At 40.1% G+C, this 13,039-nt stretch carries 14 protein-coding genes; 8 read left to right on the top strand and 6 right to left on the bottom strand.

The genetic code is table 11. The features are described 5' to 3' along the window. Positions 1-111: 111 nt before the first annotated feature. The 4 genes from ACR42H_RS13180 (at position 112) to ACR42H_RS13165 (ending at position 3,530) form a co-directional block, all read left to right on the top strand. Entirely contained in the window at positions 112-1,341 is a 1,230-nt protein-coding gene (locus ACR42H_RS13180) for a CNNM domain-containing protein (RefSeq protein WP_113881012.1), read from the top strand. Positions 1,342-1,525: 184 nt separating this feature from the next. Beyond that, on the top strand, positions 1,526-1,675 hold the full coding sequence (locus ACR42H_RS13175; protein WP_166672424.1) for a hypothetical protein: 150 nt from the start codon (positions 1,526-1,528) through the stop codon (positions 1,673-1,675). 498 nt (positions 1,676-2,173) lie between these two features. After that, a complete protein-coding gene (locus ACR42H_RS13170; protein WP_113881011.1) occupies positions 2,174-2,809 on the top strand; it encodes an FMN-dependent NADH-azoreductase in 636 nt (211 codons plus the stop codon). 121 nt (positions 2,810-2,930) lie between these two features. Then, positions 2,931-3,530 (top strand): YdcF family protein, encoded by a 600-nt coding sequence (locus ACR42H_RS13165; RefSeq protein WP_436376649.1) that lies wholly within the window; start codon positions 2,931-2,933, stop codon positions 3,528-3,530. Positions 3,531-3,726: 196 nt separating this feature from the next. Here the strand turns inward: ACR42H_RS13165 and ACR42H_RS13160 are convergent, their stop codons facing one another. Together ACR42H_RS13160 and ACR42H_RS13155 are read right to left on the bottom strand one after the other, a co-directional pair. After that, positions 3,727-4,155: a cell wall hydrolase gene (locus tag ACR42H_RS13160; RefSeq protein ID WP_019379782.1), complete on the bottom strand. Its 429-nt coding sequence runs from the start codon at positions 4,153-4,155 to the stop codon at positions 3,727-3,729. 163 nt (positions 4,156-4,318) lie between these two features. Next, complete coding sequence (locus tag ACR42H_RS13155) at positions 4,319-5,461, bottom strand: CAP domain-containing protein (RefSeq protein ID WP_279587080.1); 1,143 nt, start codon at positions 5,459-5,461, stop codon at positions 4,319-4,321. Between the two features lie 235 nt (positions 5,462-5,696). Between ACR42H_RS13155 and speD the strand changes: the two genes are divergently transcribed. Then, entirely contained in the window at positions 5,697-6,521 is an 825-nt protein-coding gene (speD, locus tag ACR42H_RS13150) for an adenosylmethionine decarboxylase (RefSeq protein WP_113881008.1), read from the top strand. Between the two features lie 157 nt (positions 6,522-6,678). On the opposite strand, the gene ACR42H_RS13145 is transcribed toward speD, so the two are convergent. Further along, a complete protein-coding gene (locus tag ACR42H_RS13145; RefSeq protein ID WP_436376646.1) occupies positions 6,679-7,653 on the bottom strand; it encodes a MerR family transcriptional regulator in 975 nt (324 codons plus the stop codon). A 258-nt stretch (positions 7,654-7,911) separates the two neighbouring features. Here ACR42H_RS13145 and ACR42H_RS13140 point away from each other — a divergent pair, with 258 nt between their 5' ends. Further along, complete coding sequence (locus tag ACR42H_RS13140; protein ID WP_436376644.1) at positions 7,912-8,664, top strand: C39 family peptidase; 753 nt, start codon at positions 7,912-7,914, stop codon at positions 8,662-8,664. 43 nt (positions 8,665-8,707) lie between these two features. Here the strand turns inward: ACR42H_RS13140 and ACR42H_RS13135 are convergent, their stop codons facing one another. Further along, positions 8,708-9,769, bottom strand: a complete 1,062-nt coding sequence (locus tag ACR42H_RS13135) for an AbrB family transcriptional regulator (protein WP_436376642.1) — start codon at positions 9,767-9,769, stop codon at positions 8,708-8,710. A gap of 141 nt (positions 9,770-9,910) precedes the next feature. Between ACR42H_RS13135 and ACR42H_RS13130 the strand changes: the two genes are divergently transcribed. Beyond that, positions 9,911-10,201 carry a hypothetical protein gene (locus ACR42H_RS13130; protein ID WP_113881005.1) on the top strand — a complete coding sequence of 97 codons (291 nt, stop codon included), beginning with the start codon at positions 9,911-9,913 and terminating at the stop codon, positions 10,199-10,201. Positions 10,202-10,243: 42 nt separating this feature from the next. Here the strand turns inward: ACR42H_RS13130 and ACR42H_RS13125 are convergent, their stop codons facing one another. Further along, positions 10,244-11,323, bottom strand: coding sequence for a hypothetical protein (locus ACR42H_RS13125; protein WP_436376640.1), 1,080 nt, complete (start codon positions 11,321-11,323; stop codon positions 10,244-10,246). Then, positions 11,316-11,882, bottom strand: a complete 567-nt coding sequence (locus ACR42H_RS13120) for a sigma-70 family RNA polymerase sigma factor (protein WP_436376638.1) — start codon at positions 11,880-11,882, stop codon at positions 11,316-11,318. Before ACR42H_RS13120 ends, ACR42H_RS13125 begins: the two co-directional genes overlap by 8 nt. Positions 11,883-12,287: 405 nt before the next feature. Here ACR42H_RS13120 and ACR42H_RS13115 point away from each other — a divergent pair, with 405 nt between their 5' ends. After that, positions 12,288-13,037, top strand: a complete 750-nt coding sequence (locus ACR42H_RS13115) for a Cof-type HAD-IIB family hydrolase (protein ID WP_436376636.1) — start codon at positions 12,288-12,290, stop codon at positions 13,035-13,037. Positions 13,038-13,039: the final 2 nt, after the last annotated feature.

Here is a 13,039-nt window from a genome sequence, read left to right as displayed (position 1 = left end):
TACTTTATAATGAATGGATAATTATTCAAATTTGCAGGGCACAGTTTTTGCGTGTGCAGTTTGGGTAAAAAACAATTACAAATGTATATATATAAATGGAGGAAACCAAATTTGTTTATTGCTATTTTGTTTTTTATGTTTATGTCCTTTTTCCTATCGGGAAGTGAAACGGCATTGACTGCCGTTAACAAAATGAAATTAAAATCCAGAGCTGATAACAATGATAAGAAATCGCAAAGAATATTAGAGGTTGTTTCGAAACCTGATGAGATGATTACTTCTATTTTAATCGGCAATAATATTGCAAATATCATGCTGCCGACACTGGTTACCATCATTGCGCTTGATTATGGCTTTAACGTGGGTGTGGCAACAGGTATTTTGACAGTAGCACTTATCTTATTTGCAGAAGTTCTGCCAAAATCAGTTGCTGCAAGCTTTGCCGACAAAATTGCCTATCTTGTGTTTCCGGTAATTCGAGTTCTCATGATTATCTTAAAGCCGGTCACTTTTTTAATATCTAAATTCACGAGAGGGCTCATTAAATTCCTTTCTAAAAATGAAGCAGATTCTGTATCTGTATCCAAAGAAGAGCTCATTACCATGGTTGATATTGCTACAAGCGAAGGGACCTTCCATGAAGAAGAAACACAACGAATTAAAGGGATCATTGATTTTTATAACTTAGATGTCAGTGACGCACTGAAAACCCCTAGAATGGAAATTGAAGGGATTCCTTATGACGCGACAATAGAAGAGGCAAAGGATATTGTAATGAATAACCGTTTTACAAGGTATCCGGTATATAAAGACAATATGGATAATATTGTCGGAGTGTTTCATTCAAAAGTACTGCTCGCCTGGTCCAGTCGGCCTGAGAAAACCTTAAAAGATTTTACTGACCTGGAGCCTTTGTTTGTATATGAATTTCACAGCATAGACAAAGTCTTTAAAATGATGATGAAGGAAAGGAAGCACCTTGCCATTGTTCTTGATGAATATGGCGGAACAAAAGGAATCATCACACATGAAGATATACTTGAAGCCATGCTGGGGCAGGAAATTGAGGATGAAACGGATGAAGGCAGCGAAATCCTTATTGATGAATTAACAGAAAACCATATTATTGTACACGCGAAACTCTCAATCCGCAGAATTAATGAAGCTTTTAAAACAAAAATACCTGAAGATGAGGATATCCTTGCCGGATTCTTATTGAGAGAAATAGGCCATTTTCCTGCAGAAGGGGAAACACTGGATTATCATCACCTGCATTTTGAAATAAAATCAATTGAAGATAACAGGCTTAAACTTGTGGAAATTAAGAAAAAGACGCCCTGATGAAAAATTTGAGCATTATTTCCTTCTGGAAATAATGTTTTTTTTTAGAAATCAGAATAAATATGGATGTTCAACGGGAAAATAGGAGCAGGAAAATAAAAATATAATTTTTTTATTTTTCTGACAAAATAGGTCCTTTTCAGTATATAATAAATTAAAACAAACTATTAGGAGTGACCTTCGCATGGAAAATAAACCATTCCATTATGATGGAAGTGTTCAAATGAACTATGAAAAAGATGACAGAGCAAGTTCAAGCATTCCTTTTGAACTGACAGACGAAATGAGAAAAAATATCGGAACGAATCCATACTCAACTGAAGAACAAGAATAGAAGACCCGTATTGGGTCTTTTTTTATTTTTGTTTCTTAAAGCTATTGTTTTTATCTGCATACTAACTAAAACTTGCTGAGTTGATTGAAACGGAGGAAATTTGATCCTCAAAAATACAATCACATTTTCTTCGCGCGGTGTCGATTCAAGGAAGATTATTCAATATCCTGCGGGAGGGGAGGGAGCGGGAAAACCCCGCAGGCGAAGCTGAGGAGGCACTGTTCCTCCCTGCATAAAGCAAGTGACAGCAGTGGTAATCAGCGGTTACAATAAAAGTTAAATTATGATAAGATGAGATATATTCTGTTCAGAAGCAGGTTATTCATAAATTAATTTGGGTAATAAAAAAAGGCGTGAGCAGATCATTTGAATTTCTTTTTTATTTTGAATATGATTATCTCGGATTAAGAATAAAAATGTTCATACTGCAGATGAATACATACTTTATTTCTGATTCAAACTAAAAATGTCAACTCAAAATGGAAAGGTGATTGAATTATGGCTCAAGTTTTGTATATTACAGCACACCCGCATGACGATAAGGTGTCATATAGTATGGCAGCAGGAAAGGCTTTTATTGATTCCTACAAGGAAGCCAATCCAAATGATGAAGTAGTTCATATTGATTTATACAAGGAAAATATCCCGCAAATTGATGTGGATGTATTCAGCGGATGGGGTAAACTTCAGTCCGGAAAAGGTTTTGAGGAACTATCCGAAGATGAAAAGGCGAAAGTAGGCCGCTTATCCGAATTAAGCGAACAATTCGTTGCAGCCGATAAATATGTATTCGTTACACCGCTTTGGAACTTCTCGTTCCCTCCAGTAATGAAAGCGTATCTTGATTCTGTGGCAGTAGCCGGCAAAACTTTTAAGTATACGGCAGAAGGTCCAATTGGATTAATGACTGATAAAAAAGCAATTCACATCCAGGCTCGCGGAGGCATCTATTCCGAAGGACCTGCAGCAGAGATGGAAATGGGTCACCGCTATTTGACAGTATTAATGCAATTCTTCGGTGTTCCTTCATTCGATGGTCTTTTTGTGGAAGGGCACAACGCAATGCCTGATAAAGCAGAAGAAATCAAAGCAGATGCTATTGCACGTGCAAAAGACAAAGCGAAAACATTCTAAACCAAAAGCAGCGGATTCCGCTGCTTTTTATTTTTTTCTAGGCATGTATAGGAAGAGCTCTTGTCCGTGATGAATAGTATAATAAAGGCAAATATTAGCTAGGGCGAAAGGGGGGAGATTTGTGAAAATCTCAGAATTCAGCCCCAGTCATTTAAGTGAAGATGATATATTCAAACTTCTGTACAATGGCATTGAGGATAATCTTCAAAAAGGGGATTTGATCTTTGTGCCAGGAAGCAGCAAGGCAGCAGAATATCGTCTTCCTGAAGCCATCAGACTTTATCAAAAAGGCAGGGCTAATAAATTGCTTTTCTCCGGCGGTGTAAAGTGGCCTGGCCATGAATTGGCTGAAGCAGAAATGCTAATGAAAAAAGCAATAGGGGACGGAATTCCTCCAAAAGACCTTTTCCTTGAGAATATCTCTCTTCATACGAAAGAAAACGTGCTTGCCTCGATGCTGGTTATGGATCGGATGTGCGGGCTGGAGAATATCTCCAATATCATCATTGTGACGGCTCCTTTTCACATGCGAAGGCTGCACATGACATTATTGACGTATATGCCGAAGTGGATTCACTATTCTCTTGTATGTTCTGATGACGGTGCAACCGGGAAGGAGCAATGGATGCAGAATCCTTATGGGAGAAAAAGAGCGTTTGATGAAGCCGTGAAAATAATTGACTACGTGAAAAAGGGCATTCTGATCGATCTGGAAATATAATCTTTATGAAAAATCCCTGCCAAATTCAAGTGGCAGGGGATTCTTTTAAAGGTACGAATAAAATTTTGTACTTCGATAACTCAAGCAGTCTGCCCCCTCGAGGTGATGCCCCCAGGATAGGGGTCATGCAGTCGTTGCCACAGGACGTGGCATTCTTAGTCTGCGTTCCTTCGTGGGCAAGGCGCTTCCGCTTTTCTTAAAAAGTATTGTAAATGTTCTCGCATTCTTCCGCTGTTGGCTCATAAAAGCAATGAAGCTTGAATCTTCCTACTAAAGGCTGATTATACCATGTAGCTGGACAATCCCCAGGAGGCCTGAAATACCATAGAGCAAATTTGGCTGGCCAAATCCGTTCCCCTCTTACAGCCCTCCGTGCGAGTCTTCTTTCCACTTCTCTTGGCCTCTGATAAAAATAGCCTTTCTGGACAGCTTCAAAAGCATGCGGCTGATAAATCATTTCCGGTATGGTCCGAATTCCAATAAAATCTGAACAATTGCCCCTGACTCTGTTAATTCCCACATTCCCCACCATTAGCATGCCCTGCTGGCCTTCCCCTTCTGCCTCAGCCCGAAGGAGGCGGGCAAGCAAATCTATATCTTGTTCACGTGCCTTCACAACTGCCATCTGTATCACCCTCGTCTCGCTAATTTATATAGGCTGATATATGGTATGCACTGCAGGGGGGAAAGGTTAAATGCGGGGTTTTGCCGATTGGCTGAGGAACATAATAATTAAAGGGAATAATTATAACAGGTGCGAAAAAAAGCTCCTGCAGAAGCGGGAGCTTTTATTTGGCATAAAAGTTTTCCGTATAATAAGGCTGTGACTTTGAATTAAAAGCAACTCCAACACCTAAAAATGTATAATCGGCACGCAAAATATTTTTGCGGTGGCCAAGTGAGTTCATTAACCCTTCATGAGCAAAGATACTGCTGAATTGACCGGAAGCCAGGTTTTCCCCGGCGACCATAAATGAAACTTCATCCGCCTGCATTCTGTCAAAAGGGGATAGGCCCTGCAGGTTGGTATGATCAAAATAATTGTTTTCCGCCATGTCGCTGCTGTGCTTTCGCGCCGTTTCCTTAACAGTATCATCCCACTCCAGAACAGGAACTCCGTGATTTACTCTCTCGGCATTTGTTATATCGAAAAGCTGCCATTCAAATCCTTCCTTTAGAGAGCTGCTGGCATTGGCATAAAAGGAATCTTTTTGCTCTTCAAGTGATTTACTGATTATTTGTATTGAAGTTACCGTATTGTCACGATGCTTATCATAGAATAAGGTTACATAATTTCCATCCAATTCGTATAGGTCATAATCCCGATTCTCTTCGAGCTGATAGATTACAAAGCCCTTTCTCATCTTGTCCAGCGGTTCTCCAAGCTGCTGCAAAACTGAAGACTTTGGCGTTCCATAGGCAATCTCTTCTGATGAAGAAATCAAATCCTGATTTGTATAGATGCCAGCAGCTTTCTCCTGGTTGTCATAAGCGACCATTACAAAATTTTGATATTGATCATGATAAGCATGCCAGTCGGTTCCAAATTCATTTGCGGAGGAACGTTTCGAGGAGCCGAGCCTGCTCTCGATTTCAGACCTGTCATCGCCAATTTCTATATTATGAATAGAAAAGGTTTGCTCTTCAGGGGCTTCTAAAACCGGCTTTTCGGCTTCATCCTCTGGTGTTTGATTTTTATCGCCGGTATATTGCCTGACTGTAAGAAGGAATTCATCCGCCCAGTTTTGAGCCTCTTCCATCACACCATTTATAATAGCCAGCACCTCTTCATTGTCTTTAAAAAGCTGAAAATCAGATTTTATATTATCGATTACCGTTCCTGAATTAGATTCATCTGCCAATTTCCCATCAGGCTGTGAAAAGGCGAAACCGATAAATAACAGGATAAAAATAAATAAAAACTTCCTCAATAAATCTCCTCCCATATACCTTTCAACCCATATCAAAGGTATGCCCATTCATTATAAGATTTAAAAATGCGGAAATGCAAAACATTGATGCCTTCCTTATTTTTCTACCCAGTTTGCCATATTCTCTAACACTTTTGACTGTGCGATTAGATATTTTCCGTTTTTAAAAGGATAGTTTGGGTAACATAATTATAAAAATGAACAGATGCATAGCTGCTGCAAAGGGGGAAGCATATTGAAATTAACACCGGAACAAAGAATTGAACTTCATGGTTTTAATAATTTGACGAAATCACTCAGCTTTAATATGTATGATGTCTGTTATACAAAGACTAGGGAAGAGCGTGAAGCCTATATAGATTATATTGATGAGCAATACAGTGCGGAGCGGCTTACAAAAATATTAAAGAATGTATCCGACATTATTGGTGCCCATGTCTTAAATGTGGCACAGCAGGATTATGTGCCACAAGGTGCAAGTGTGACCGTCCTGGTATCTGAAGGACCGGTAGTGGAAGTCCCGGATGAATCATATAATGAATCTCCTGGCCCGCTGCCAGATAATGTAGTCATGCAGCTGGATAAAAGCCATATTACCGTCCATACCTATCCTGAATATCATCCGGACGAAGGAATCAGCACGTTCAGGGCTGATATTGATGTATCCACATGCGGAGAAATCTCCCCGCTAAAAGCCCTTAATTACCTCATTCATTCCTTTGATACGGACATCATGACAATCGACTACAGAGTCAGGGGATTTACACGGGATACTGACGGAAGAAAACTCTATATCGACCATGACATCAGTTCTATCCAAAATTATATTCCTGAAGAGGTAAAAGAAGATTTTGATATGATCGATGTGAATATTTATCAGGCTCACACCTTTCACACCAAATGTAAAATAAGGGATTTTGACTTAGATAATTATTTATTTGGATACACGAAGGAAAAACTTGATCCCGAGGAAGCTGAAGAGATCACGGAGCGGCTTACTACGGAGATGGACGAAATTTTTTACGGAAAAAATATTAACCCCGGTTCTATAGCAGAGTGAATCTTAAAGCACTCAGTAAATGGGACTCTATTAAACCTAAACCTAATAGGACTCAGATGGAGAGGAAAATTAAAACCAGGAGAAGAACCTATTCTCCTGGTTCTTTTAATGAATGTACATAAATTAACAGGCACAACCTAAAAAATAATTACATAATCTATTTCCAGAACTCCCACCATTTTTTCTCGGGTTCCTGTGCAGCAGCCGCGCTTCGGAAGGAGACGATCATATCCTGAAAAACCTCTTCCCGCTGCTTTACCTCATGCCAGTATTGTTCCCGTTCTTTATTAATGGTATCGATATAGATTTCTCTGTCTGTGTTTAACGTTTCAATCAGCGAGCTGATTTCGGTGCTGGTCACCTCAGCGGAAGATGAGATGTAATGAATCATGGTTTTGAACTCTTCAGAAGACGCTTCAGAAGATTCTGCCAGCTTGTTTGTCAAATGATGAATTTGATCAGAAGTACGCTTCGTACTTTTCGCCACCCTTTTCGAAAGGGTTCCGAACGCTTCGGAAGTATTTTCAGAAGACTGCTCAATCCTTGAGCCAAGTGATTCAATTTCCGCTTTTGTTTTTTCTCCAGATTTATAGATGGAATCCGACAGGCTTTTAACAGTATGCAATGATCCTTTGCTAATTTCTTTCTTCACTTCGTCTAAAACTTCCTTTCGAACGCCGCTGCGAATTTCATTTCTGACATCTGCAATTAAACTGTCCCTGAAACTATCCATCAATGCCATGAACATTTCGGTGTCCATGACAGCCTGATGCTCTGTATGTAATGCTGTTTCCTGATTCACTGCCGCCAAGGATGTTTCATTTGCTTCTGAGCCGGTTCCAGAAGCAAAGTCCATATGTTTTTGCATTAATTCGCGGATCATATCCTTGCTTAGATTTTTATCCCGCATCTGCTTTACCTTTTCAAGCAATGCGATTTCATGGTCTGTATAAAATCGGGCTCCCTGTTTTGAACGGGGAATAAGCAGAAGTCCGTTTAAATCCTTTTCCCATTGCCTTAGTGTTCCAGGAGGCACATTCAGCATTTTCGAAACCTCTTTAATTGTATAAGCTTTCATATATTGCGTTTCCATTTTACTCAGCCCTTTCATAAAGAATAGATTCTGAAACATTCGGATGCCAGTTCCGAAACAACTTCTTACTAACTATTCAGCATGATATCCCGTGTTTTCCTGCCGCTTGACAAAAGCTTTCAAAAGAAGACGATATTCATCAGAAAAAAGCAAAAAGGATCCATTTTGACAAAAAAACATGAAGAATTTGACAGTCAGCAAGTTATTTGTCATATACGGACTGGTATGTCACAATGAAATTTATGTTGACAAACTAGAATATAGAAAAACTGCAAGTATTTAAAGGGAGTAGGTAAATTGGGTAATAGAATTATCGCTGTGTCTGTTGCTGCCGGGGTTGGTTTGACGCTGACCTTTGGAAGTATAAAGATGGGGAGCAGTGAACCTTCAAAACAAAATAAAATTCACTATAGTGCAGTTCCGCATGCGGAGGCATACCATGTACCGATTGTGAAGCAGGAAATTCAGAAGAAATCCGTTCTCCTGGATGTCCCATTGTACAATCAAATGGATAATCCCCGTCTGTATAATGGATGTGAGATTACTAGTTTAGCAATGATTATAAGTTATGAAGGCATTCAAGTTTCTAAAAATAAATTAGCACAGGAAATTAACCGGGTGCCGCTTAGATACAGCGGAGGTGAATACGGGAATCCAAATGAAGGCTTTGTCGGCAACATGGAGGATGGACCAGGATTAGGCGTTTACCAGGGGCCGATTTTCGAACTGGCTAAAAAGTATTTTCCTGAACGTGCTGAGAATCTGACTGGCAAGCCCTTTAATGTGCTGCTTGAAAAAATTGCAGAAGGTTCGCCGGTCTGGATTATAACAACTGCAAGCCTAACTCCCGCAGCATCCTTCGAAACCTGGGATACATCGGGCGGGCCAGTTGATGTGACATTCCAGATGCATAGTGTTGCAATTACCGGATATGACGAGGAATATATCTATATTAACGACCCGTATGGCACAAAAAATAAAAAGGTGCCCAAACAGCAATTTATCGAAGCCTGGGAGCTGATGGGTTCACAGGCCATAGTCATTAACTAGAATAATAGCAAAAGAAGGGACTGCAGCCTGCAGTCCCTTCTTGTTAGCTTGAGGGTGCCAATTTCTTAAACTTTACAAAGATCCATTTTAAAAATGGAGGTACTACAAAGAAGATAAAAAACAGCCGAAATAGCTGATAGCCTGTTACTATGGCTAAGTCTGCTCCTGTTTCATGGGCGATTATGGCCATTTGGTCCATGCCTCCGGGGGCAAGGCTTAAAAAGCTGGTAGCAGGGGAAAGGTGAAAAAAGTGCATAATCATAAAACTAAGCAGCACCGAACCCGTAATGAGAAGCAGGCCGCTTAAGGCAGCCAATGAAATGGTTTTAAATTTATTGGCCAGCTTTTCAGGTTTCATCATTAAGCCGATGTGAGCCCCTATTAATAGCTGGGATAAATCCAAAACAGCTGGCGGGAGTTCAGGTCCGTTTATACCGGAAATAACAAGGACTGCTGTTCCCATGATCGGACCGAGAAGGTACGGAGTAGGGAGCTTCAGTCGTTTGCTTAGGATAATGCCGGCAAAAGAAACGAAGACAAAGAGTATAATGCCAGGGAATAAATCACCCCATAAAGGTTCTGCAGCTTCAAAACCGGGACCACTGGAGACATTCAGCCAAGGTCCGAATACTAGTATAGGGACGATAAATATGATCATGGTCAGCCGTGCGACCTGCATAAAGGTAACAACTGTAATATCGATTCCTTTGACTTCCTCTGCCAGAAGAATCATTTGAGACAGGCCTCCGGGAATACTGCCGATCAAAACTGTGGGATAGTCGATGCCCATTAATTTCGCAATGAGAAGTGCAGAAAGGGCGCTAAACAGAACCATGCAAACGGTAACGAGCAAAATAAAAGGGAGCTTCTGCAGGATAAGCAGGACCGCTTCCTGTGTAAAAGAAAGGCCGATGCTGTATCCGACGATGATAATCCCGGAATCGCGAAATCCGGCTGGCCAATAAAACGGAATCCTGCTGAGCCGGCTTCCAATCATAACCGCAGTCAATGCACCAAGCAAAAAGGCAACCGGAATATGCAATAAAGAAAATGATACTGCACCTAATAAAGCAGTAAGAAAGGTGATCAATAAATTCTTATTCACAAAACAACCTTCTTTTTATTTAGTATACCTAAAGATATTTATACCATATAAAAACAATGAATGAATTACAAGTTTTATATAATCAAATGTTTTCATACAATTTATTATAGAGAAAATCATTTTATAGAAGGGGGACTAACCATGCCGGAAAAATTAAGCCATTTTGTTTTCATCTTATCGTTTATATGTCTCGGTTTATTTTTACTGCTGGGTTTTTCGCCTCTGTATGATATTTATCTGAATAAAATCGGCCATCGTCCATTTTCGCTCCTCCTGCTCCTGACAGTCCTTGTCTTCCTCGTAAGTGTTTTTGTCTTAAAGAAAGTCCAAAACTGGCAGGCAGGCTTTCATGTATTATTTTCCATTATCCTCACCCTGTTTCTTTCATCCGTCTTAGCGATCATCGTGTTCTTTGGCGGCCTATTTAGGTAAGCGAAAAGAGCCTGCACCATCAGGGGTACAAGCTCAGCGGGTTTATTGGATTGGCATCCAGTTCACTTTCCATATTCCGTCATTATTTTTGCTGAGGCCGAAGCCAAACCCTTCTTCTTCAGTTATGGAAATATAAGCTGAAGATTCATCGATAATGACTTCTTCTAAATCGGCGTTCTTCACTCGATGCAATAATGTCTGTTCTTCTGGGATAGATGGTGACTCACTTTTAGCTTTTAGGTAATCATTCAGGGCAGGGAAGGGTTTTTCAATATCTGGATCATGGTTAAACAATGCATATTGAGTATAGTAATCCTCAGTTTCCTCTGCAAACAAGAAGAGCTGAAATACATCTGCCGGGCTTAATCCTCTTAAGATCTCATCCGTCCCTCTTAATGAAAATTCTTTATACACATGGTTTAATGGCTCAAGGAGGACCAGTTCCTTAGTATTATTTACAGCCATATGGAAAGGAACAGCTTCCAATTGAGGTTCTTTGGGCATTACCACCTCCAGGATTTCAGCCTGATGTACAATGCCTTCCGCAGCGCGATATCCACCAATTATTAAAGAAACACTCTCTTCTTTAATAGGTTCAGTTATACCAAACACCTTTTTTAACATCTCCTGATCTGTCTCATTAAAAGTTATTTTTATGTTCTGCCCATCCATGAGCGGCAGTAATTTTAAGGAATCATGATCAGGCAGAAAGTATACTGTTTCTTCCCGGAAATCCAGAGTTCCTGTGACCTTTGCTTTGCCTGTAAAAGCAGCCGATAAGTGGCCATATGAATCCTTCTCGAAATTATTCAGCTTCCAGTTATTTAGCATAGCACCATCTGCAAGGCCGGGATAAAAATCTTTATCTGCAATGGCGGCCTCCTGTCCATTTTGCTTGTTAAAGACATCTGTCTGAATACCGGCAATTCCTCCAATCAATACGATAAACCCAACAGCTGCAGCTGCAGAAAGAAGTTTTGGAACATAATCTTTTTTCCTGCCTTTAACAGCAGAAGTGCCGATTCGGTTTCTGACTCTCTGTTTTTCCTCTTCAGTGAAAACAGAATCTTTCGTCCATGCAGCATTCAATACTTTCTTCACATCCTGATTCAGATCAGCCATGCTGTTCACCTCTTTCTGAAGCAGATAGTAACTTCTTCACTTTTTCCTGTCCTCTGTACAGCCTTGTTTTAACAGTGGAAAGAGGAATATTAAGGGTCTCACTTATTTCAGCCAGACTGAGATCCTGGTAATAATGGAGAAGAAATACTTCCCGGTATTTTACAGTGAGGGACTCTATCGTTTTTAGCAATTCTTGATGTTCATCCCGTTCAAGAAATGATGCTTCCGGATCTTTTTCTCTAGCCTTTTTCAGGAAAAAAACCTTTTCATTCATGACCATATTGCGGTAATGCCAGCTTTTAAGATAGTCCTTGCTTTTATTAATAGCAATTGTGAAAATCCACGTTTTAAAGGAAGATCTTTGCTGGAAACTTTCCAGCTTTTCGTAAACAGTAATAAAGGTATCCTGTGTTAAATCGCTGGCCGCATTCCAATCATTCACATAGCTGTATATCAATCTCTTCAAAACGGTTCCATACTCATTCATGATTATTTCAAGAACGAGTGCACGGTCTACTTGATCAGCAATTGACCGTTTTACATAATCATCAGGGCTCACATGACTGCCTCCTTGCTTAAATGCAGCTGCCGATTCCGGCTGCCTTTTGTTTGACTGACAGTTAGACGACAGATGCAAGAAAATCGCTTCAACTTTTTGGCATTTATTAAGATTATACTAAAAAAGCGCAAACCATTTAGTCTCCTCCTGATTATTTATTCACTTTAATCCTGATTAATTAAAACCACGTCAATGAATAGGTTAAGAACAGAAGGAGCAAAAATAATATGGGAGGCATTCATCATCACATCACTTGTTCTTATGAGTAATTCCAGCCTATACTTTTAGATTGGGAATAATAATCCCTATATTGAAAAAATGATTCTGTCCAAGTGCTTTGTTTTTGATGGGAGGATTGTTTATTTATATAATGGCTATATTGTGCAAGAAAGAAGGGAGATTATTATGTCACAATCAAATATTGCTCCACAGATCAAATTAATCGCTCTTGATATGGATGGAACCTTGTTGAATTCCAGAGGGGAAATTCCTGAAGAAAACCGTAAGGCCATACGAGAGGCAAAGGAAAAAGGGATTGAAGTTATTTTGAGCACTGGGAGATCCAGGCTTACGGCAGGCGACCATGCCGATTCTTTGGAATTGAACTCCTACTTGATCACAGTCAACGGCAGTGAAATATTTGGCCCTGATGGTGAATCAATCTCAAGGACTCCTGTTGATTCAAAAATAATGGAGTGGATGTGGAATCTATCCCAGTCCCATAAGACCAATTTCTGGGCGACCAGCTGCGAACAGGTTTGGACGAATGAAATGCCTGAAAATATTCATGACCATGAATGGCTTAAATTCGGATTTGATATATCAGATGATGAAATCAGGGAACTCATTCAAAAAGAGCTTCAAACAAAAGGGGATCTGGAGATTACAAATTCCAGCTTAACTAATATTGAGGTAAATGCTCTGGGCATCAATAAAGCCAGAGGGATCCAGAAGGTAACAGAGCTTCTGGGCATTTCGATGGAAAATGTAATGGCAATGGGTGACAGCTTGAATGACATTGCCATGATCGAGGAATCAGGCTGGGGAGTAGCAATGGGAAATGCGCAGGATATTGTGAAAGAAACAGCCAATGCTGTGACGGGAACTAATGATGAAGCTGGTGTTGCTCAGGCAATCCGAAAGTGGGCTATTTAAAG

This window comes from Cytobacillus sp. BC1816, assembly GCF_051353635.1.
Lineage (GTDB): Bacteria > Bacillota > Bacilli > Bacillales > Cytobacillaceae > Cytobacillus > Cytobacillus oceanisediminis_C.
Note: the sequence above shows the minus strand (reverse complement) of the source record. Positions and strands in the feature narration are given on the sequence as shown.

Bases quoted from the DNA above. Each gene is read 5' to 3' on its own strand.
- ACR42H_RS13175 (WP_166672424.1), top strand. From the start codon at position 1,526: ATGGAAAATAAACCATTCCATTATGATGGAAGTGTTCAAATGAACTAT.
- ACR42H_RS13170 (WP_113881011.1), top strand. From the start codon at position 2,174: ATGGCTCAAGTTTTGTATATTACAGCACACCCGCATGACGATAAGGTG.
- ACR42H_RS13160 (WP_019379782.1), bottom strand. From the start codon at position 4,155: ATGGCAGTTGTGAAGGCACGTGAACAAGATATAGATTTGCTTGCCCGC.
- ACR42H_RS13145 (WP_436376646.1), bottom strand. From the start codon at position 7,653: ATGTTTCAGAATCTATTCTTTATGAAAGGGCTGAGTAAAATGGAAACG.
- ACR42H_RS13130 (WP_113881005.1), top strand. From the start codon at position 9,911: ATGCCGGAAAAATTAAGCCATTTTGTTTTCATCTTATCGTTTATATGT.
- ACR42H_RS13125 (WP_436376640.1), bottom strand. From the start codon at position 11,323: ATGGCTGATCTGAATCAGGATGTGAAGAAAGTATTGAATGCTGCATGG.
- ACR42H_RS13115 (WP_436376636.1), top strand. From the start codon at position 12,288: ATGTCACAATCAAATATTGCTCCACAGATCAAATTAATCGCTCTTGAT.